25 protein-coding genes and 2 pseudogenes are annotated in these 20,771 nt (G+C 62.8%); 5 read left to right on the top strand and 22 right to left on the bottom strand.

Features of this window, described 5'->3' with window-relative positions; all coding sequences use genetic code 11:
• Positions 1-2 precede the first annotated feature (2 nt).
• From rpsN to rpsL, 19 genes are all read right to left on the bottom strand, one after another.
• Positions 3-308, bottom strand: a complete 306-nt coding sequence (gene rpsN / locus H5J25_RS06065; RefSeq protein WP_202095170.1) for a 30S ribosomal protein S14 — start codon at positions 306-308, stop codon at positions 3-5.
• A 1-nt stretch (position 309) separates the two neighbouring features.
• Positions 310-870, bottom strand: coding sequence for a 50S ribosomal protein L5 (gene rplE, locus H5J25_RS06060; RefSeq protein ID WP_202096052.1), 561 nt, complete (start codon positions 868-870; stop codon positions 310-312).
• A gap of 22 nt (positions 871-892) precedes the next feature.
• On the bottom strand, positions 893-1,210 hold the full coding sequence (gene rplX / locus H5J25_RS06055; protein WP_202095169.1) for a 50S ribosomal protein L24: 318 nt from the start codon (positions 1,208-1,210) through the stop codon (positions 893-895).
• Positions 1,210-1,578, bottom strand: coding sequence for a 50S ribosomal protein L14 (gene rplN / locus H5J25_RS06050; RefSeq protein WP_202095168.1), 369 nt, complete (start codon positions 1,576-1,578; stop codon positions 1,210-1,212). The genes rplX and rplN overlap by 1 nt, the downstream gene beginning before the upstream one ends.
• An 84-nt stretch (positions 1,579-1,662) precedes the next feature.
• The gene (rpsQ, locus tag H5J25_RS06045; protein WP_202095167.1) at positions 1,663-1,941 is read right to left on the bottom strand and encodes a 30S ribosomal protein S17; all 279 of its coding nucleotides are present in this window, start codon (positions 1,939-1,941) and stop codon (positions 1,663-1,665) included.
• A gap of 10 nt (positions 1,942-1,951) precedes the next feature.
• On the bottom strand, positions 1,952-2,158 hold the full coding sequence (gene rpmC, locus H5J25_RS06040; RefSeq protein WP_183108979.1) for a 50S ribosomal protein L29: 207 nt from the start codon (positions 2,156-2,158) through the stop codon (positions 1,952-1,954).
• Position 2,159: 1 nt separating this feature from the next.
• Positions 2,160-2,594 (bottom strand): 50S ribosomal protein L16, encoded by a 435-nt coding sequence (rplP, locus tag H5J25_RS06035; RefSeq protein ID WP_055781287.1) that lies wholly within the window; start codon positions 2,592-2,594, stop codon positions 2,160-2,162.
• Between the two features lie 11 nt (positions 2,595-2,605).
• A complete protein-coding gene (gene rpsC, locus H5J25_RS06030; RefSeq protein WP_055781290.1) occupies positions 2,606-3,313 on the bottom strand; it encodes a 30S ribosomal protein S3 in 708 nt (235 codons plus the stop codon).
• Complete coding sequence (gene rplV, locus H5J25_RS06025; protein WP_202095166.1) at positions 3,313-3,696, bottom strand: 50S ribosomal protein L22; 384 nt, start codon at positions 3,694-3,696, stop codon at positions 3,313-3,315. The genes rpsC and rplV overlap by 1 nt, the downstream gene beginning before the upstream one ends.
• Positions 3,696-3,971, bottom strand: coding sequence for a 30S ribosomal protein S19 (rpsS, locus tag H5J25_RS06020; RefSeq protein ID WP_055781296.1), 276 nt, complete (start codon positions 3,969-3,971; stop codon positions 3,696-3,698). Before rpsS ends, rplV begins: the two co-directional genes overlap by 1 nt.
• Positions 3,972-4,820 (bottom strand): 50S ribosomal protein L2, encoded by an 849-nt coding sequence (gene rplB / locus H5J25_RS06015; protein WP_202095165.1) that lies wholly within the window; start codon positions 4,818-4,820, stop codon positions 3,972-3,974.
• Positions 4,820-5,140 (bottom strand): 50S ribosomal protein L23, encoded by a 321-nt coding sequence (locus H5J25_RS06010; RefSeq protein WP_055781302.1) that lies wholly within the window; start codon positions 5,138-5,140, stop codon positions 4,820-4,822. Before H5J25_RS06010 ends, rplB begins: the two co-directional genes overlap by 1 nt.
• Positions 5,133-5,762, bottom strand: coding sequence for a 50S ribosomal protein L4 (gene rplD, locus H5J25_RS06005; RefSeq protein WP_202095164.1), 630 nt, complete (start codon positions 5,760-5,762; stop codon positions 5,133-5,135). The genes H5J25_RS06010 and rplD overlap by 8 nt, the downstream gene beginning before the upstream one ends.
• 2 nt (positions 5,763-5,764) lie before the next feature.
• Positions 5,765-6,517, bottom strand: a complete 753-nt coding sequence (gene rplC, locus H5J25_RS06000; protein WP_202095163.1) for a 50S ribosomal protein L3 — start codon at positions 6,515-6,517, stop codon at positions 5,765-5,767.
• Between the two features lie 280 nt (positions 6,518-6,797).
• The gene (gene rpsJ / locus H5J25_RS05995; RefSeq protein ID WP_034161642.1) at positions 6,798-7,109 is read right to left on the bottom strand and encodes a 30S ribosomal protein S10; all 312 of its coding nucleotides are present in this window, start codon (positions 7,107-7,109) and stop codon (positions 6,798-6,800) included.
• A gap of 155 nt (positions 7,110-7,264) precedes the next feature.
• Positions 7,265-8,458, bottom strand: a complete 1,194-nt coding sequence (gene tuf / locus H5J25_RS05990) for an elongation factor Tu (RefSeq protein WP_202095162.1) — start codon at positions 8,456-8,458, stop codon at positions 7,265-7,267.
• 120 nt (positions 8,459-8,578) lie between these two features.
• The gene (fusA, locus tag H5J25_RS05985) at positions 8,579-10,675 is read right to left on the bottom strand and encodes an elongation factor G (RefSeq protein WP_202095161.1); all 2,097 of its coding nucleotides are present in this window, start codon (positions 10,673-10,675) and stop codon (positions 8,579-8,581) included.
• Positions 10,676-10,770: 95 nt separating this feature from the next.
• A complete protein-coding gene (gene rpsG, locus H5J25_RS05980) occupies positions 10,771-11,241 on the bottom strand; it encodes a 30S ribosomal protein S7 (protein ID WP_202095160.1) in 471 nt (156 codons plus the stop codon).
• Positions 11,242-11,296: 55 nt separating this feature from the next.
• Positions 11,297-11,668: a 30S ribosomal protein S12 gene (gene rpsL / locus H5J25_RS05975; protein ID WP_019516007.1), complete on the bottom strand. Its 372-nt coding sequence runs from the start codon at positions 11,666-11,668 to the stop codon at positions 11,297-11,299.
• Positions 11,669-11,946: 278 nt separating this feature from the next.
• Between rpsL and glpD the strand changes: the two genes are divergently transcribed.
• Both glpD and trhO read left to right on the top strand, forming a co-directional pair.
• A complete protein-coding gene (gene glpD / locus H5J25_RS05970; RefSeq protein ID WP_225883385.1) occupies positions 11,947-13,431 on the top strand; it encodes a glycerol-3-phosphate dehydrogenase in 1,485 nt (494 codons plus the stop codon).
• A 67-nt stretch (positions 13,432-13,498) separates the two neighbouring features.
• A complete protein-coding gene (trhO, locus tag H5J25_RS05965) occupies positions 13,499-14,437 on the top strand; it encodes an oxygen-dependent tRNA uridine(34) hydroxylase TrhO (protein ID WP_202095159.1) in 939 nt (312 codons plus the stop codon).
• 20 nt (positions 14,438-14,457) lie between these two features.
• Here trhO and H5J25_RS05960 read toward each other — a convergent pair whose 3' ends face one another.
• Positions 14,458-14,640, bottom strand: a complete 183-nt coding sequence (locus tag H5J25_RS05960; protein ID WP_202095158.1) for a hypothetical protein — start codon at positions 14,638-14,640, stop codon at positions 14,458-14,460.
• 73 nt (positions 14,641-14,713) lie between these two features.
• Positions 14,714-15,682, bottom strand: a complete 969-nt coding sequence (locus H5J25_RS05955) for a threonine ammonia-lyase (RefSeq protein WP_202095157.1) — start codon at positions 15,680-15,682, stop codon at positions 14,714-14,716.
• 149 nt (positions 15,683-15,831) lie between these two features.
• Here H5J25_RS05955 and H5J25_RS05950 point away from each other — a divergent pair.
• From H5J25_RS05950 to H5J25_RS05940, 3 genes and pseudogenes are all read left to right on the top strand, one after another.
• A pseudogene (locus H5J25_RS05950) lies at positions 15,832-17,051 on the top strand (type III PLP-dependent enzyme).
• A gap of 135 nt (positions 17,052-17,186) precedes the next feature.
• Complete coding sequence (locus H5J25_RS05945) at positions 17,187-18,236, top strand: 1,9-bis(guanidino)-5-aza-nonane synthase (RefSeq protein WP_202095156.1); 1,050 nt, start codon at positions 17,187-17,189, stop codon at positions 18,234-18,236.
• Between the two features lie 149 nt (positions 18,237-18,385).
• Complete coding sequence (locus tag H5J25_RS05940; protein ID WP_202095155.1) at positions 18,386-18,814, top strand: MAPEG family protein; 429 nt, start codon at positions 18,386-18,388, stop codon at positions 18,812-18,814.
• 35 nt (positions 18,815-18,849) lie between these two features.
• Here the strand turns inward: H5J25_RS05940 and H5J25_RS05935 are convergent.
• A pseudogene (locus H5J25_RS05935) lies at positions 18,850-20,737 on the bottom strand (XrtA/PEP-CTERM system amidotransferase).
• Between the last annotated feature and the right edge of the window lie 34 nt (positions 20,738-20,771).

The following is a 20,771-nucleotide window of genomic DNA, read 5'->3' as shown; positions in this document are numbered from 1 at the left end:
CCTTACCAGCTCGACTTCGTAACGCCCGGGATCATGCCCTTGTTGGCGAGATCACGAAGCTGAATACGGCAGAGGCGGAACTTGCGGTAATATGCACGCGGACGACCGGTCGTCTCGCAACGGTTGCGAATACGCGTCGGATTACCGTTGCGGGGAATCTCGGCCATCTTCAGACGGGCTTCGATCCGCTCGCCGTCCGACAGCGACTTGTCGCCGGCGATCGCCTTGAGCTTCGCGTACTTCGGCGCGTACTTCTTGACGAGCTTCTTGCGAAGTTCGTTCTTGTTGATGGAGCTTACCTTAGCCATCTTATGCCGCCTTCTTTTCGTCTGCGGATTCTTCCTGCGGGAACGGGAAACCGAACAAGCGGAGCAATTCGCGTGCTTCCTCGTCGGTCTTCGCGGTCGTCGCAACGATCACGTCCATGCCGCGGATCTGATCGACCTGGTCATAGCTGATTTCCGGAAAGATCAGCTGTTCCTTCAGACCGCAGGCATAGTTGCCACGGCCGTCGAACGACTTGGGGTTCAGACCACGGAAATCGCGGACGCGCGGGAGAGCGATCGTGATGAAGCGATCGAGAAACTCGTACATCCGCTCACGACGCAGCGTAACCTTCACGCCGATCGGCATGCCTTCGCGCAGCTTGAACTGAGCGATCGACTTCTTCGCCTTGGTGACGACGGGCTTCTGACCTGCGATCAGCTCCATCTCGCCAGCGGCCTTGTCGACCTTCTTCTTGTCCTGCGTGGCTTCGCCGACGCCCATGTTCAGCACGATCTTGTCGATGCGCGGAATTTCCATGACGTTCTTGTAGCCGAACTTGTCGGTCATCGCTTTGATGATCGTGTCGTCGTACATCTGCCGCATGCGCGGCTTCGCGTTGGTTGCCTCAGCCACCGACTTTCTCCCCGGTCTTGACGGCCACACGGACCTTCTTGCCGTCCTGGGTCTCGAAACGGACGCGGGTCGGCTTGCCATCGGCAGTCACGTGAGCGACCTTCGAGACGTGCATCGGCGCTTCCGAACGGACCAGGCCACCCTGCGGGTCGCCCTGGGTCGGCTTGGTGTGACGAACGGCGACGTTGACGCCCGACACGACGACCTTGCCGTCGCGCGGCAGGGCCTGGGTCACTTCGCCGGTCTTGCCCTTGTCCTTGCCGGACAGGACGATGACGCGGTCACCCTTCTTGATCTTCGCAGCGGCCATTACAGCACCTCCGGCGCGAGACTGATGATCTTCATGTGCTTCTTGCCGCGCAGTTCGCGCACGACCGGGCCAAAGATACGGGTGCCGATCGGCTCCTCGTTCTTGTTGACCAGCACGGCTGCGTTACCGTCGAAACGGATAACGGTGCCATCGGCCCGGCGAATGTCCTTCGCCGTACGCACGATGACGGCACGGTGCACGTCGCCCTTCTTCACGCGGCCACGGGGGGCAGCTTCCTTGACGCTGACGACGATGATGTCGCCCACGCCTGCAACACGACGCTTGGAACCGCCAAGCACCTTGATGCACTGAACCCGCTTCGCGCCGCTATTGTCAGCGACGTCGAGATTGGATTGCATCTGGATCATCGATCCGCTTCCTTCTCACTATGACACCGATTCCGACCGGTGCCGCCTACACATGGCCTTGCGGCCGTTGCGTGCTTCGGGCCGTTAGGCCGAAGCGTCTACATCGACCCGTTCCGGCGTCGCATGGGTGTTAACCCGATCGATCACCTTCCAGGTCTTCAGCTTGGAGATCGGCGCCGTCTCTTCGATGCGCACCGTTTCACCCTGCTTGTATTCGTTGCCCTCGTCATGGGCATGATACTTCTTCGAACGACGGATGATCTTGCCGTACAGCGCGTGCTTTACCTTGCGCTCCACGTTCACAACCACCGTCTTGTCGCCCTTGTCGGAGACGATCAGCCCCGTTAGCACGCGCTTCGGCATGTCTAAATCCTTACTTGGCAGCCGCGTCGCGCGAGCGAGCGGTTTGCAGCGTCTTGATGCGAGCGATGTCGCGGCGGACTTCGCGAACCCGGCTCGGCTTTTCGAGCTGGTTGGTCGCGGCCTGGAAACGGAGGTTGAACGCCTCGCGCTTCAGGTTGCCGAGTTCTTCACCCAGCTGGTCCTCGGTCTTCGCCTTGAGGTCGTCGATGCGGGCCATGTTATGCAACTCCCAGATGCGAGGTGTCGCCGAGACGGGCAACGACCTTCACCTTGATCGGCAGCTTCATCGCTGCGCGGCTGAACGCCATTGCAGCGATATCGCCCGGCACGCCGTCCAGTTCGAACAGGATGCGGCCTGGCTTGACGCGGGCCGCCCAATATTCCGGCGAACCCTTGCCCTTACCCATGCGGACTTCGGCAGGCTTGCCGGTGACGGGCAGATCAGGGAACACGCGGATCCACAAACGACCCTGACGCTTGATGTGACGCGTGATCGCGCGGCGAGCCGCCTCGATCTGACGCGCGGTCAAACGCTCCGGTTCCATCGCCTTCAGGCCATACGACCCGAAGTTCAGCGTGGTGCCACCCTTGGCATCGCCATGGATCTTGCCCTTGAACGCCTTGCGGAACTTTGTCTTTTTCGGTTGAAGCATCTCTTCAGTCCTTAGCGGCGGTCATCGCGCGCCGGGCGCACGCCGGAGGTCTGAGCCTCCATCATGATCCGGTCGGTCGCCATCGGGTCGTGACCCAGGATTTCGCCCTTGAAGATCCACACCTTCACGCCGCACACGCCATAAGCGGTGTGGGCCGAGGCTTCGGCATAATCGACGTTCGCACGCAGCGTATGCAGCGGAACGCGACCTTCGCGATACCATTCCGACCGTGCGATTTCAGCACCGCCAAGACGGCCGCCGCAGTTGATCCGGATGCCTTCGGCACCCAAACGCATGGCCGACTGAACCGCACGCTTCATAGCGCGACGGAAAGCGATACGACGCTCGAGCTGATCGGCGATACCCTGTGCGACGAGCTTGGCATCGACTTCCGGCTTGCGGATCTCGACGATGTTCAGGCTGACATCCGACGAGGTCATCTTGCCGAGGGTACGGCGAAGCTTCTCGATGTCCGCGCCCTTCTTACCGATAATCACGCCGGGGCGTGCGGCATAGATGGACACGCGGCACAACTTCGCCGGACGCTCGATCACGACCTTGGAGATCGCGGCCTGCGGCAGCGTCTTCATGATGTACGCGCGCATCTTGAGGTCTTCGAGAAGGAGACGACCATAGTCGGCGCCTTCCGCATACCAGCGGCTGTCCCAGGTGCGGTTGATCTGCAGGCGCAGACCGATGGGGTTCGATTTCTGACCCATTACGCTTCTTCTTCTTGCTGTTCGCGAACGACGATGCGCAGGCGGCTGAAGGGCTTGAGGATGCGCGTCGACTTGCCGCGACCGCGCGTGGCGAACCGCTTCATCGTGATCGACTTGCCGACCGATGCCTCGGCGACGACGAGCGCGTCGACATCAAGGTTATGGTTGTTCTCGGCATTGGCGATCGCCGATGCGAGCACCTTGCGTGCGTCGACGGCCATGCCCTTGGTCGAGAACTGAAGGATGTTCAGCGCGTCGCCGGCCTTCTTGCCGCGGATCAGCGCGGCAACCAGGCCGAGCTTCTGCGCGGAACCGCGGATCTGCGTGCCGACCGACAACGCTTCGTTATCGGCCACCTTGCGAGGGGATTTAGGCTTGGACATCAGCGCTTGCCCTTCTTGTCGGCGGCGTGGCCTGGGAAATAGCGCGTGGGCGCGAATTCACCGAGTTTCATGCCCACCATGTCCTCGTTCACCGTGACGGGAACGAACTTGCGGCCATTGTAGACGCTGAACGTCAGACCAACGAACTGAGGCAGGATCGTCGAACGACGCGACCAGGTCTTGATCGCACCGCGCGCATTGGTTTCCTGCGCGGTCTCTGCCTTCTTCAGCAGATGCAGGTCCACGAACGGACCCTTCCAAATGGAGCGAGCCATTTACTTCTTCCTCGCGTGGCGCGAACGGATGATCATCTTATCCGTCGACTTGTTATGACGAGTGCGGGCACCCTTGGTCGGCTTGCCCCATGGCGTGACCGGATGACGGCCGCCCGAGGTCCGGCCTTCACCACCGCCGTGCGGATGGTCGACCGGGTTCTTCGCGACACCGCGGGTCAGCGGGCGGATGCCCTTCCAGCGGTTGCGACCAGCCTTGGCGAGGTTGGTGTTGCCGTTGTCCGGGTTGGACACGGCACCGACCGTCGCCATGCAGTTCGCATGGATGTAGCGCTGCTCGCCCGAGTTCAGGCGGACCATCACCATGCCCTTGTCGCGACCGACGACCTGCACGTACGTGCCGGCGGAACGGGCGATCTGGCCACCCTTGCCCGGCTTCATCTCCACGTTGTGGACGATCGTGCCGACCGGCATCTGGCCCAGTTCCATGGCGTTGCCCGGCTTAACGTCGGTCTTCTTGCCTGCGATGATCTTGTCACCGACGGCGAGACGCTGCGGCGCGATGATGTACGCGACGTTGGGCTTGCCCTCGTCCGTGTCACCATAGTTGATCAGCGCGATGAACGCGGTGCGGTTCGGATCGTATTCGATCCGCTCGACCGTGCCTTCGACGTCCCAGACGCGACGCTTGAAATCGATGATACGATAGCGCTGCTTGTGACCGCCGGCGATACCGCGCGACGTGACGTGACCCTTGTTGTTACGGCCACCGGTCTTGCGCTTGCCTTCGGTCAGCGCCTTGACGGGGCCGCCCTTGTGCAGGCCGGACCGGTCGACGAGGATAAGACCGCGTCGTGCCGGGCTGGTCGGATTATAATGCTTGAGTGCCATTACGCGCTGACCCCCTGCGTCACGTCGATCGACTGGCCATCGGCCAGCGTGACGATCGCCTTCTTGATGTCGGACTTGGTGTAGGGAACGCCCTTCCACCGCTTGGTCTTGCCCTTCTGGACGATCGTGTTGACCCCCAGAACCTTGACCGAGAACAGCGCCTCGACGGCAGCCTTGATCTCGGGCTTGGTCGCGTCGTTGCTGACGCGGAACACGACGGCGTTATTCTCGCTGAGCAAGGTCGCCTTCTCGGTGATGTGCGGCGCAACGATCACGTCGTAATGACGCAGATCGATATCGCCTTTCTGCTTCTTAGCCATTGAAGCGCGCCTCCAGCATTTCGACGGCAGCGCGGGTCAGAACCAGCGTGTCGTGCTTCAGGATATCATAAACGTTGGCACCGGCAGCGGGCATCACGTTGATCGTGTGGACGTTGCCCGCAGCCAGCGCGAAGCTCTGCTCGACCATGTCGCCGTCGATGACCAGCGCGGTCTTGCCCGCACCGAGGTTGGCCCAGTTCGCCAGCAGCGTCTTGGTCTTGTTCTCGGCAACGGTCAGGCTGTCCATGACGACCAGGGTACCGGCCGCAGCATGGCTCGAAAGCGCCATCTTGAGACCGAGCGCACGAACCTTCTTGTTCAGCGACGGGTTGAAGTCACGAACGCGAGCGCCGTGTGCCTTACCACCACCGATGAACACCGGAGCGCGGCGATCGCCGTGACGAGCCGTACCGCCGCCCTTCTGGCGACCGAACTTCTTGCCCGTGCGAGCCACGTCGGCGCGCTCACGCGTGCCGCGTGCGGTCGCACGACGCTTTTCGAGCTGCCAGGTGACGACCCGGTGCAGGATATCCGGACGGGGCTCGATACCGAACACCTCGTCGTTGAGTTCGATGTCCGCGCCCTTGGCGTTCGCATCGAAGGACTGAATGGTGACCTTCATGTTCAGCCCTCCTGGCCTTCGGTCGCTTCGACGGTCGAGGTGTCCTCGGCAGGCGTGTCAGCGGCGGTGTTAGTGTTCGCGGCCTGCTTCAGGCCAGCGGGGTAAGGCGCGTCCGCATGGCGGGCGACCTTGACCGAATCCTTGACGAGCAGATAGCCGCCCTTCGAACCGGGGACCGAGCCCTTTACGAAGATCAGGCCACGCTCGACGTCGGTCGATACTATTTCGAGATTCTGCTGGGTGCGGTTCTTGTTACCCATCTGGCCGGCCATCTTCTTGTTCTTGAAGACCTTGCCCGGATCCTGACGCTGACCGGTCGAACCGAGCGAACGGTGCGAAACGGAAACGCCGTGGGTAGCGCGCAGACCGCCGAAGCCCCAACGCTTCATGCCGCCTGCGAAGCCCTTACCCTGGGTCACGCCCTGGATATCGACGATCTGGCCAGCGACATAATGATCGGCCGAGATAGTTGCACCGACTTCGAGGAGCGCATCCTCGGCGACGCGGAATTCCGCGACCTTCGCCTTGGGTTCGACTTCGGCCTTGCCGAAATGGCCACGCTGCGGCTTGGCGACGTTCTTGGCCTTGGCCGAACCTGCACCCAGCTGTACTGCGGTGTAACCATCACGGTCGGCCTCGCGAACGGCCACGACCTGCAGATTTTCCAGTGCAAGGACAGTGACGGGCACGTGGCGCCCATCATCCTTGAACAAGCGGGTCATCCCCATTTTCTTCGCGATCACGCCAGTGCGCATGATCATGCTCCTTCTACAGAGGCACCCCGGAACCATTTCCGAAGGTGCGTGCGGAACCCCGGCGAAGGCAAATGCCGCGCCAGGAACCCCTGGTGGCTCCCCGATCGAAGTGAACTTCGACTAGTTTACCGTCAGCCCAACAATTTTATACTGCCGCCCCGACCCGGGCTGGTGCCTCCCTCGGGAGGCGTGTCGGGGGACGCAGACCCGGGCTAGCCCGGCGGTATCCCTATCTGATTCGCCCTGCGGCCGAACCGAATCTCGTTTGAGAGCGCCGCTTTTAGGCCAGCTTGATCTCTACGTCAACGCCGGCAGCCAGGTCGAGCTTCATCAAAGCGTCCACGGTCTGCGGGGTCGGCTGGACGATATCCAGCATGCGCTTGTACGTGCGAACTTCGAACTGCTCGCGCGACTTCTTGTCGATGTGCGGGCCACGGTTGACCGTGAACTTCTCGATGCGCGTCGGCAAAGGGATAGGACCGCGGATCAGTGCGCCGGTGCGACGGGCAGTATCGGCGATGTCGCCGGTTGCCTGATCGAGCACGCGATGATCGAATGCCTTCAGACGAATCCGAATGTTCTGCGTTTCCATAGTCCCTACCGATGCGAAAGAGCGGGCCGTCTGTGACGGCGCTGGTTGTTCGAAAAGTTGAGCGGCACCTGAAAGATGCAGCCCTCATAAAATAGCAACCGCCCGATCCCCTGCCCCGCGAGGGGACAGGGAATCGGGCGGTGGCGGCGTCTATATTACGCGGTAATGCCGCTGACAATCCCCGAACCAACGGTACGGCCACCTTCGCGGATCGTGAAGCGCTGGCCCACGTCCATTGCGATCGGTGCGATCAGCTTCACGCCAAGTGCAACGTTGTCGCCAGGCATGACCATTTCCGTGCCCTCAGGCAGTTCGACGGTGCCGGTCACGTCCGTGGTGCGGAAGTAGAACTGCGGGCGGTAGTTGGCGAAGAACGGCGTGTGACGGCCACCTTCGTCCTTCGACAGCACGTACACTTCCGACTGGAAATCGGTATGCGGCTTGATCGAACCCGGCTTGCAGAGAACCTGGCCACGCTCGACTTCTTCACGGCCAACGCCGCGGATCAGCGCGCCGATGTTGTCGCCAGCCTGGCCCTGATCGAGCAGCTTGCGGAACATTTCGACGCCCGTGACGGTGGTCTTGCGAACCGCAGGCTGGATGCCGACGATTTCGACTTCCTCACCGACCTTGACGATACCGGTTTCGACGCGGCCCGTGACGACCGTACCGCGACCCGAGATCGAGAACACGTCTTCGATCGGCATCATGAACGGCTTGTCGAGCGGACGCTCCGGCTGCGGCAGGTACGTGTCGACGGCCTGCATCAGCTTCAGGACGGCGTCATGGCCAATTTCCGGGGTCTTGTCTTCGAGAGCGGCAACAGCCGAACCCTGGATGACCGGGATGTTATCGCCGTCGAAGTCATACGACGACAGCAATTCGCGGATTTCCAGCTCGACCAGCTCGAGGATCTCGGCGTCGTCGACCAGATCGACCTTGTTCATGAACACGACCATCGTCGGCACGCCGACCTGGCGTGCGAGCAGGATGTGCTCGCGGGTCTGCGGCATCGGGCCGTCGGTCGCCGAAACCACCAGGATCGCGCCGTCCATCTGAGCGGCGCCGGTGATCATGTTCTTCACATAATCGGCGTGGCCGGGGCAATCGACGTGTGCGTAGTGACGGGCTTCCGTCTCATACTCGACGTGTGCGGTCGAGATCGTGATGCCGCGCTCGCGCTCTTCCGGAGCCTTATCGATGTTGGCGTAGCTGGTGAACGTGGCGCCACCGGTTTCTGCCAGCACCTTGGTGATCGCTGCGGTCAGCGACGTCTTGCCATGGTCGACGTGACCGATGGTGCCGATGTTGAGATGCGGCTTGTTCCGCTCGAACTTTGCTTTTGCCATTTTCGCCTCTTCTTGATTCAGATTCGCGGCCATGGGGCACCACGCGAATGGCGCCCCTTAACGACCTAGTTTCGATTACACCAGCCCAATGGCACCCCTATTCGAAAACAGGGGCGCGGATCAGGCAAGCTTTGCCTTCACTTCGTCGGCCACGTTCGACGGAACTTCGTCGTAATGGCTGAACTGCATGCTGTACTGCGCGCGACCCTGCGTGAACGAGCGCAGCGCGTTGACGTAGCCGAACATGTTGGCCAGCGGCACCATCGCCTCGACCGTCTGCGCGTTGCCGCGGCTGTCGGTGCCCTGGATCTGGCCACGACGGCTGTTCATGTCGCCGATCACGTCGCCCAGATAATCCTCCGGGGTGACGACCTCGACCTTCATGATCGGCTCGAGCAGGGTGATGCCCGACTTCTGCGCCGCTTCGCGCATTGCGCCGCGCGCACAGATTTCGAACGCCAGCGCCGACGAGTCGACGTCGTGATAGGCGCCGTCATACAGGTTGATCTCGAAATCGATGATCGGGAAGCCGACCAGCGAGCCCGTGGCAGCCGTTTCGCGGAAGCCCTTTTCGATCGCGGGGATATATTCCTTCGGAATGTTACCGCCCTTGATCTCGTCCTTGAAGACGATGCCCGACCCGCGCTCGCCCGGCGTCAACTTCACCTTGACGCGACCGAACTGACCCGTGCCGCCCGACTGCTTCTTGTGCGTGTAATCGATGTCGACCGGCTTCTTCAGGTATTCGCGATAGGCGACCTGCGGCGCGCCGACGTTCGCCTCGACCTTGAACTCACGCTTCATGCGATCGACCAGGATCTCGAGATGGAGCTCGCCCATGCCCTTGATGATGGTCTGGCCGCTTTCCGCATCCGAGGTCACGCGGAACGAAGGATCCTCGCGCGCCAGGCGATTGAGCGCGACGCCCATCTTTTCCTGGTCGGCCTTGGTCTTCGGCTCCACCGACAGCTCGATCACCGGCTCGGGGAATTCCATCCGCTCGAGGATGATCGGAGCGTTCATCGCGCACAGCGTGTCGCCCGTCGTCGTGTCCTTCAGGCCCGCCAGAGCGACGATATCGCCGGCATAGGCCACCTGGATGTCCTCGCGCTCGTTCGCATGCATCAACAGCATGCGGCCGACCTTTTCCTTCTTGTCCTTGACCGAGTTGGTAACCTGCGACGCGGTCTCCAGCTTGCCCGAATAGATGCGGGCGAAGGTCAGCGTACCGACAAACGGATCGTTCATGATCTTGAACGCCAGTGCCGAGAACGGAACGTCGTCTGAGGACGGACGCTCGTCCGGCGTCACGCCGTCGAGCTTCAGACCCTGGATCGCGGGAACGTCGAGCGGCGAAGGCAGATAATCGACCACGGCGTCGAGCAGGGGCTGGACGCCCTTGTTCTTGAACGCCGAACCGCAAACGACCGGGACGAACGCCATCTCCAGCGTACCCTTGCGGATCAGCTTCTTGAGATCGGCCGTGCTCGGCTCGTTGCCCTCAAGATACGCTTCCATCAGGTCGTCGTCCTGCTCGACGGCCATCTCGATCAGCTCGCTGCGATACTTGGCGGCCTTCTCGGCCATGTCCTCGGGGATGTCCTGATAGACGAACTTCGCACCCAGGCTCTCCTCGAGCCAGATAATCGCACGGTTCTCGACCAGATCGACGAGACCCTTGAACCCGCCCTCGATACCGATCGGGAGATACAGGACGGCCGGACGCGCGCCCAGACGATCGATGATCGAATTGACGCAGAAATAGAAGTCGGCGCCGGTACGGTCGAGCTTATTGACGAAGCACATGCGCGGCACGCCGTACTTGTCGGCCTGACGCCACACGGTCTCCGACTGCGGCTCGACGCCGGCAACGCCGTCGAAGCAAGCGACGGCACCGTCGAGCACACGCAGCGAACGCTCGACTTCGATCGTGAAGTCGACGTGGCCGGGCGTGTCGATGATGTTGATCAGATGTTCTTCGCCCTTGCCCTCTTCGGCGCGCCATTTGCACGTCGTAGCGGCGGACGTGATCGTGATCCCGCGCTCCTGCTCCTGCTCCATCCAGTCCATCGTCGCCGTGCCTTCATGCACTTCGCCGATCTTGTAGGACTTGCCGGTGTAATAAAGGATACGCTCGGTCGTCGTCGTCTTGCCGGCGTCGATGTGCGCCATGATGCCGATGTTGCGGTAACGGTCGAGCGGATGGCTGCGGGCCATGATCGTTGTTCCTTGAAGATATGGGGAGCCGGCCGAGGCCAGCTCCCCATTATATAGGGTTGGATGTTACAGGTGAAAGTCCACCGGTAGCATGATTACCAGCGGTAGTGGCTGAACGCACGGTTGGCTTCCGCCATACGGTGCGTGTCTTCCCGCTTCTTGACCGCGTTGCCACGGTTGTTGGCGGCATCCATCAGCTCACCCGACAGACGGGCGGCCATTGTGTTCTCGCTGCGCGACCGTGCGGCCGAGATCAGCCAGCGGATCGCCAAAGCCTGCGAACGTTCGAAGCGGACTTCGACCGGGACCTGATAGGTCGCACCACCGACGCGGCGGCTGCGCACTTCGATGTTCGGCTTCACGTTGTTCAGCGCGTCGTGAAACACGCTGAGCGGATCCTTCTTCGCACGGGCTTCGACGGTTTCGAGCGCACCGTACACGATCAGTTCGGCGACGGACTTCTTGCCGTCGAGCATGACCGAATTCATGAACTTCGAGAGAACCTCATCACCGTACTTAGGATCGGGGAGGATGATACGCTTTTCTGGGCGACGACGACGTGCCATTTCAATTTCCTTCTAAACTTCAGCCATCTGGGATCGGCCAATTTGGCCGACCGGCTTACTTCGGACGCTTGGCGCCGTACTTGGAACGCGACTGGCGGCGGTCCTTCACGCCCTGTGTATCGAGCACGCCGCGAAGGACGTGGTAACGAACACCGGGAAGATCGCGCACACGGCCGCCACGGATCAGGACCACCGAGTGCTCCTGCAGATTGTGGCCTTCACCCGGAATGTACGAAATCACTTCGCGCTGGTTGGTCAGGCGAACCTTGGCCACCTTGCGCAGAGCCGAGTTCGGCTTCTTCGGGGTCGTCGTGTACACGCGCGTGCAGACACCGCGCTTCTGCGGGTTCTGTTCCATCGCAGGGACCTTGGACTTGGCCTTCTGCGGATCGCGGCCCTTGCGGACCAGCTGGTTAATCGTCGGCATTGAAGCCTTCACCTTTCAAATGGTTACTTTGCTGGAGCCTTTGAGGGCGCCTAGGAATACAAAAAGGACCGCTAGGAACGGAAATGTCCCCCGGGCCCTGGAATGCATCCAGCAATGTTCAAGCTTGCCCAGGGGGGACGGAGGTCCACCGAAGCAGCGGCGCATATATACGCCGACTCACTACGGGTCAATGTGGATACGTCATCCAGTTCGCGCGCAAGTTGGGCCGGCACGCTTTTATCCACAGGCGGGTGGTTATGCCCCCGCCCCTCCGCTACATGACAACGGTGACTTACGATATCCTGATCATCGGCGGCGGCATCAACGGCTGCGCCATCGCGCGCGAAGCGTCCCTGCTGGGCCTGAAGGTCATGCTGGTGGAGCGCGACGACCTGGCCGGTCACACCTCGTCTGCATCGACCAAGCTGATCCACGGCGGCCTGCGCTATCTGGAATATTACGACTTCAAGCTGGTCGCGGAAGCGCTGCGCGAACGCGAACGGCTGGTGAAAGCGGCGCCGCACATCATCCGGCCGATGCAGTTCGTATTGCCGCACGAAAATGCCGTGCGGCCCTGGTGGATGGTGCGGATCGGCCTGTATCTGTACGACTTCCTGGGCGGAAAGATGAGCCTTCCCCGCTCGCGCGGCCTGCGCAAGAGCGACACCCTGTACGCCGCGCCGCTGAAGCATGGCGGCAGCGGGTTCGTCTATTCGGATGCGTTCGTGGACGACTCCCGTCTCACCGTGCTCAACGCGATCGACGCGGCGGATAATGGTGCAGACGTCGCCGTGGGCGTCGCGGTCGAGTCGGCGCGTCGCGAGGGCGGCATATGGCGCGCGACCCTGTCCGACTGGCGCACGGTCGAGGCGCGCGCGATCGTCAACGCCGCCGGCCCTTGGGTCCACCAGATGCTGGGCAGCCTGGGCGTCAATGCCAGCAGCAACGTCCGCCTCGTCAAGGGCAGCCATATCGTCGTGCCAAAGCTGTTCGAGGGCTCGCACAGCTATATCCTTCAGCAGCCCGACCGCCGCATTGTCTTCGCCATTCCCTATCAAGGCGACTTCACCGAGATCGGGACGACGGACGTGCCCGTCGATGCGCCCGAAGATGCACGGATCGATGATGACGAGATCGCCTATCTTTGCGAGGCGGTGAATCGGCATTTTACCACGCAGATCACGACCGCCGACGTCACGTCCACCTGGTCCGGTGTGCGGCCGCTCTATGACGACGGCGCGAGCGAGGCCAAGGCGGTGACGCGCGACTATGTGCTGGAACTCGACGCCAATGGCCCTGCTTTGCTGTCGATCTTCGGTGGAAAGATCACCACCGCCCGTCACCTCGCGGAAGAGGCGATGGAAAAGCTTGCCCCTTCAATGGGCTTCAGGGCCCATCCGGTCAGCCGCGCGCGCGTCTTTCCCGGTGGCGCGATCGCTGATTTCGATACGTTCCACGCTCAGGTCGTCGCGACGTGGCCGTTCCTTGGCGAGGCGCGCAGCCTGCGCATGGCGCACGCTTACGGCCAGATGCTGGCCGAGATGCTCGGCGGCATTACCGACGAAGCAGCGCTTGGTCCGAATCTGGGCGGCGGGGTGACCGAAGTCGAGGCGCGGTGGCTCCACGATCGCGAATGGGCACGCACCGCGGACGACGTCCTGAAACGCCGTAGCAAGGTCGGCCTGCATCTGAGCGCCGCGGAAACCGCGGCGTTCGAAGCGCGCTGGAATGCGATGTTTCCGCGCGAACCGTCCTACGCCTGAGCATTTGACGACAGATGATGGCGTCCTACCTTTGACGGACACCCCGCATATCCTCTAGCGAGCCGCCATGCCCCCCGCTCCCATCCGTGTCGCTGCACTGTATCGTTTCGCGCGCTTCGAAAACCCCGCCTCCATGCGCGGATCATTGCTGGATGCCTGCGTCGCAAACGCGATCAAGGGGACGCTGCTGCTCGCGCGCGAAGGCATCAACGGCACGATCGCCGGCACGCCGGATGCGATCGACGCGATTTTGGCGCACATCCGCGCACTGCCCGACTGTGCGGGTCTGGAGGTGAAATTCAGCGCCGCGGACACCCTGCCGTTCCACCGGATGAAAGTGCGCATCAAGCGCGAGGTCGTGACGATGGGCGAGCCCGATATCGATCCGCTGAAAGGCACCGGGCATTACGTGAAACCCGCCGACTGGAACGCGCTGATCGACGATCCGGACACCATCGTCATCGATACGCGCAATGATTACGAGGTGAAGGTGGGCACGTTCGCGGGCGCGATCGATCCGCAAACGCATAGCTTCAGCGAGTTCCCCGACTGGTTCCGCGCGCACCGCGACGAACTGTCAGGCAAACGGATCGCGATGTTCTGTACCGGCGGTATCCGGTGTGAAAAATCCACCGCCTTCCTCAAATCCGAAGGGATCGAGGACGTCCATCATCTGGAAGGCGGCATCCTGAAGTATCTGGAACAGGTTCCTGCCGCCGAAAGCCGTTGGGAAGGCGAGTGCTTCGTCTTCGACCAGCGCGTCGCAGTCGGTCATGGGCTGGAGATCGGAACGCACGGCCTGTGCCACGCCTGCCGCATGCCGGTCAGTACGGAGGATCGCGCATCGCCGCTCTACGAGGAGGGCATTAGTTGCCCTGCCTGTCACGATTCGCGCGACGACGCGCAGCGTGCGGGCTATGCCGAACGGCACCGGCAAGTCGTGCTCGCCGAGGCGCGCGGTCAGGCGCATGTCGGCGCGGTGCGATCGGAACAGCGCGGCTCCTAGTTCAAAGGCTTACCTGAGTTTCACAGCATCCAGACGAGCACGTTCCCCAGCAGAACCAGCGACATCACGAGCAACAACACGCCTTTCTTCCGATCCCGCTTCGTCGCGATGAGATAAATGCCGCCGGCGATGCAGGCGAACATGCCCAGCATCGCGACGGCGGGGGCGGCGGCGCCTATGCCGGTCAAGGTTTGCGTGTTCATTGCCGTCCATTACTCGCTGGTTTCGATCGAAGTCGAGCAACAGGTTCGACTGGCTCGTTCGGGCTTTGCCGTCTCAGTCGTCGCCCGCCAACACCCGGCCATAAGCCTCGCGATCGACGTTACCGCCGGACAGCAGCACAAGAGTCCCCGCACTCGCATCCGCTTTCCCCGCGAGCAACGACGCCAGTGCCACCGCGCCGCCGGGTTCCACGACCAAGCGCAGGCGCTCCGCCGCCCAGCGCTGCGCGGTGCGTATCTCCGCCTCGCTGACCGCGACCCCTCGCACGCCGCGCCGCGACAGCACATCGAACGTCAGCGGCGACACACGCATGGTCTGCAGCGCATCGCACGCCGTCGGGGGAGGGTTCGCCCCGACCTCCTCGATCCACCGGGCGTCCAGCGACCGGCCCATATCGTCCCACCCTTCCGGCTCGACGACCGTAATCGTCGCATCTGGCAGGCCCAGCGCGATCCCTGCGGCAAGTCCGCCGCCGCCACATGGCACCAGCGCCTGCACGACCGGACCCAGCCCCATCGCCTCCATCTGTACGGCGGCCTCCAGCCCCGCGCTCCCCTGCCCCTCGATCACCCAGGGATCGTCGAAGCTCGGCACCAGCACCGCGCCGCGCGCCTCGGCCAGACGTGCCGCGATCGACTCGCGACTCTCGGTGCGCCTGTCGTACGAGACGATCTCCGCGCCGAGCGCCAGCGTGCCGTCGCGCTTCGATTTCGGCGCATCGGCCGGCATCACGATTGTCGCGGGCATTCCCAATCGCTTAGCTGCCCACGCCACGCCTTGCGCGTGATTGCCGGACGAGAAGGCGACGACGCCGCGATGACGCAGGTCGGGATCGATCGCGGTCAGCCGATGCCATGCGCCACGCAGCTTGAACGCGCCCATCGGCTGGAGTGACTCCGCCTTGAAAGCGATTGAAACTCCACGAATCTCAGACACGAACAAAGGCGATGGGGCCACCACTTCGGCGATCTTCGCCGCGGCATCGCGGACCCCGGCGCGGGTGGGCTGTCGCACAAACGTCACACTTCATCTCCGCAGCGGGGTCGGGGGGTCCAATACCGCTTTACATCGCAGAAACACGACCCTATTTCGCGCTTCCGCTGCCCCATGGGACTTCCAACCGCAAGGCAGTGTTTCGTGAACTTGTCTTCGGACATTGGAGGTCCCTTGAATTGCACAAGCATCATAACGCGCTGGGGTTAGCGACCACCCGTCAGACTGCCGTATCCGCAGCCGACATCGCTAAATCTCGACCGGTCCAGCCGGTCACGCTCATTCGCCCGCATGCCGCGGCGCGTGCCGCCCGATTCTTCGTGGAGAAGTTTCCGGGTCGCTCGCTTTATGCGGTAAAGGCGATCCGTCGCCGGATCTGATCCAGATCCTGTGGGACAGCGGCATCACGCATTACGACGTAGCCTCGATCGCGGAGGTGCGACTGGTCGCGCGTCTGCTTCCGGAAGCGACATTGTGCTTCATGCATCCGGTCAAGGCACCGGAGGCGATTGCCGAGGCGTATTTCACGCACGGTTGCCGCACCTTCAGCCTCGACTCGATCGAGGAACTGGACAAGATCCTGGAGGCGACGCGCCATGCGACGGACCTGACCTTGTGCGTTCGCCTGCGCGTTTCGTCCGAGCATTCGAAGCTCAGCCTCGCATCGAAGTTCGGCGCCGCGCCCCATGAGGCGAAGGAATTGCTGTTCCGTGCCCGTCAGGCGGCGGATGCTCTGGGCATCTGCTTCCATGTCGGATCGCAGGCGATGACGCCGGAGGCTTATGCCAATGCGCTGGAACGCGTTCGCGCAGCCATCGTCGAGGCGGCCGTCACGGTCGACGTGATCGATGTCGGCGGCGGCTTCCCCAGCGTCTATCCGGGCATGGAGCCTCCCCCGCTGGAACGCTATTTCGAGACGATCCACCGTGCGTTCAGATCGCTGCCCGTCAGCTATTCGTCCGAACTGTGGGCCGAACCGGGCCGGGCATTGTGCGCGGAATACAGCTCGCTGATCGTTCGCGTAGAGCGTCGTCGCGGCGACGAACTCTATATCAACGACGGTGCATATGGCGCGCTGTTCGATGCGGCGCATGTCGGCTGGCGTTTCCCGGTGCAATTGCTCCGCGAACCGGACAGCCGCGCCAAGGACATGGAGTTCAGCTTCTACGGTCCGACCTGCGACGACATGGACCACATGGCCGGTCCGTTCATGCTGCCTGCCGACGCGCAGGCCGGCGACTATATCGAGATCGGCATGCTCGGTGCCTATGGCTGCGCGATGCGCACCGCGTTCAATGGCTTCGGCTCGGACGAAACGGTGATCATGGACGACGAACCGATGGCATCGCTCTACGTCGAGGCCGACGAGATGGTCGCGTCGAACGTCGTCACGCTGTAATAGACTAAAAGTATCGCGCTCTTCTTCCCCCCTCCCGCTTGCGGGAGGGGTCGGGGGAGGGCTTGAACATTCGGGAGCGGCACGACTGCCCTCCCCTAACCCCTCCCGCAAGCGGGAGGGGAAGAAGGAAGAAAAATGACCGAACCCCTTAACACTAACCGCAAGGCGGAACTGCTTTCGACGACGGTCGAGCATATCGACATCACCAAGTTCGACGCCCGCCCCATTGTCGACGCGATGAAGAAGATGAGCTTCACCAGCCGCGACCTCGGCCGCGCGACGGACATCTACAACCAGATGCTCGCCGATCCGGATTGCTCGATCTTCCTCGTCATCGCCGGCTCGACATCGGCCGGCGGGTGCATGGACCTGTATGCGGAACTGCTGCGCAACAACATGATCGACGGCGTGGTCGCCACCGGAGCGACGATCGTCGACATGGATTTCTTCGAAGGCCTTGGCCACAAGCATTACCAAGCGCTGGAAGTGCCGGACGACGACACGCTGCGTTCGCTGCTGATCGATCGCATCTACGACACGTATATCGACGAAGAGCAGTTGCAGCACGTCGATCACACCATCTTCGAGATCGCAGAGACGCTGGAGCCGCGGCCCTATTCCAGCCGCGAGTTCATCCGCGAGATGGGCAAGTATCTGGTCGAGCATGGCAAGAAGGACAACAGCCTGGTCAAGCTCGCCTATGAGCATGACGTGCCGATCTTCTGCCCGGCGTTCGTCGATTCTTCGGCGGGCTTCGGCCTGGTCAAGCATCAGGTGGACCGCGCCAAAGCCGGCAAGCCGTACATGGTCCTCGACGCGATCGCCGACTTCCGCGAACTGACCGACATCAAGATCAAGGCCGGCACCACCGGCCTGCTGATGATCGGCGGCGGCGTGCCGAAGAACTTCATTCAGGATACTGTCGTCTGCGCCGAGATCCTGGGCCATGACGACGTGCAGGTGCACAAGTATGCGGTACAGATTACCGTCGCCGATGTGCGTGACGGCGCCTGCTCATCCTCGACGCTGCAGGAAGCGGCGTCGTGGGGCAAGGTGAACACCGGCATCGAACAGATGGTGTTCGCCGAGGCGGGGTCGGTCATGCCGCTGCTGGCATCCGACGCCTATCATCGCGGCCTGTGGAAGGACCGTGCGAAGCGTCGCTGGGGCGCCAGCTTCGACTAAGACGCGCGCGCAGCCCGACGATTTCGGGCTGCGCGGCGACGAATCTTTACGCCCCAGCACGATTGGTCACCGCATCACGCTCCAGACGGTCCGGTTGCGGTGGCACCGCGAATAAGGCACCTCCCCTGACAAACAGGGGGAGGTTTTTCATGCATAGCGAGATTCTGCAGCCGATCGTCGTGCTCGTCGGCTGGACGATGGTCATGTGGGCGTACATGGTCGCGACCCGTCTCCCGGCGATGAAAGCCGCCGGCATCGATCTCTCGAAAGTGAGCGGCAGCAAGCCGGGCCAGCTTGATGCGATTCTGCCGCCCAAGGCGCAGTGGCCGGCGCACAATTATATGCACCTGATGGAACAGCCGACGGTGTTCTACGCCTCCGCGCTGGTCCTCGCCGTGGCTGGCGTCGGCAACGGCATCAATGCGTGGATCGCCTGGGCCTATGTGGCTTTCCGCATCGTCCACAGCATCGTGCAGGTCACGTCGAACAAGATCAGCATCCGGTTCGTGTTGTTCGTGCTATCCAGCCTCACGCTGATTGCGCAGGTGCTCCATGCGGCGATTGCCGTGTTCCACTAACTGGACCCCGCCTTGGAGCGGGCAAGCGCCAGTGCCTAGCCGAATATCCGCTGCATCGATCGTTCCAGCATGACCAATTGCCACAAGGTGCGGCCATGATCCGCACGCCCGGCGCGATGGTCGGCGGCGAGCTTGGCGATCGGGGCGGGATCGAACCAGTTTGCCAGCACGCGCGATTTGGCGAGCCGGCCAGCCTCGTCCGCCAGCGCGCCGTGGAACCACGCCGCGATCGGCGTGACGAAGCCCATTTTCGGCCGGTAGAGGATATCCTTCGGCAGATAGCGCTCCATCGATCGCTTCATCAGCCACTTCCCCTGCCCACCGCGCAGCCGCATCGAGACCGGCAGCGACGCGGCGAATTCCACCAGCCGGTAATCCAGCAACGGCTCGCGCGCCTCCAGACCGACGGCCATGCTGGTACGGTCGGTCTTGGTCAGGATGTCGCCCGGCAGCCAGTGCTGGAAGTCGGCATATTGCGCACGGTCGATCGGATCGCGCGCGGGGGCATCGCGCATCGACCGGACGTAGCGATCCTCCGCCCGGTGTCCGCCGAGCTCGCGCTTCGCCGCGGCCGAAAATAACGTCGCGCGCAGCGCGGGCGTGGTGACGCCGACGGCGCGGGCATAGGCCTCGGCACCATCCTCGCCGAGCGCCAGCAACGTCGTCTTGGCGCGCAGCGGCCGGGGCGCCCAATCCGCCTTTGGATAGTAGCGCCCAAGCGTGCCGAACACCTGCGTGCGCAAATGCGACGGCAACAGGCCGCGCACGCGTTCCTCCGCCGCCTGGAACTTGTAGCGGCGATACCCGGCCATCGCCTCGTCTGCGCCGTCGCCGGACAGTGCGACCGTCACCCGCTCCCGCGCCAATTCGCAGACGCGATACGTGGCGAGCGCCGAAGCGTCCGCAAACGGCTCGTCGAAGGCCGCGACCAATGTGTCGATCAGTGCGAAATCGTCTGCCGCGACGACGCGCTCCCGGTGATCGGTGGCAAAGCGTTCCGCGATCGTCTTGGCATAGGACCGCTCGTCATGCCCAGCCTCGTCGAAACCGATCGTGCAGGTCTGTACCGCGCGTCCCGTCGTCTCCGCCATCAGCGCAACGACGGCTGAACTGTCCACGCCCCCCGACAGGAAAGCCCCCCAGCGGCACGTCCGACACCATCCGCGACCGAACCGCCTCCCGCATCAGGGAGACGAGTTGTTCCTCCAGCGCCTTGACCGAGCCCGTCGCTCGATTCGAAAAGTCGACTTGCCACCACCGCGACGGCGCGGGCACGGGCTTGCCGCGTTCGATCAGGAGCGAATGGCCGGCAGGCAGTTTGCGTACCCCGCTGACGATGCAGGCGTCGTCGGGCACGTAGCCGAACGCCATATAATCCTCGATCGCGGAAACGTCCGGCTCGCGACGCAACAGGGGATGGGCGAGCAGGCCTTTCAATTCGGAGGCGAAGGCCACGCCACCGTCCGACAGTTCGGCATAATGGAGCGGCTTCACGCCGAGCCGGTCGCGGGCGAGGAACAGGCATTGCCGCCGCGCGTCATGCAGCGCAAAGGCAAACATGCCGTTCAATCGGTCCAGCATGGCCGGGCCCCATTCGGCCCAGCCGTGCAGCAACACTTCGGTATCGCCCGACGTCAAGAACACCGCGCCCCGTGCCTGCAATTCCGCGCGCAACTCCGCGAAATTATAGATCTCGCCATTATAGGTGACGGTCAGCGCGCCATCCGCGCTCGCCATCGGCTGCGGCGATCCCGCCACGTCGATGATCGACAGCCGTCGGTGGCCCAGTCCCACGCCCGGCCCGGTCCACACGCCCGATCCATCCATCCCGCGATGCGCCTGCGCATCTGCCATCGCACGAATGCGCGCCGGATCGACGGGCTTGGGCGTCGCTGGATAATAGAGGCCGGCAATACCGCACATGACTTCAAACCACCGTTCGTTCGCGGCCTGTTGG

It is taken from the genome of Sphingomonas aliaeris (genome assembly GCF_016743815.1).
In the GTDB taxonomy this organism is placed as follows: domain Bacteria; phylum Pseudomonadota; class Alphaproteobacteria; order Sphingomonadales; family Sphingomonadaceae; genus Sphingomonas; species Sphingomonas aliaeris.
This window is presented reverse-complemented; position numbering and strand designations above follow the sequence as displayed.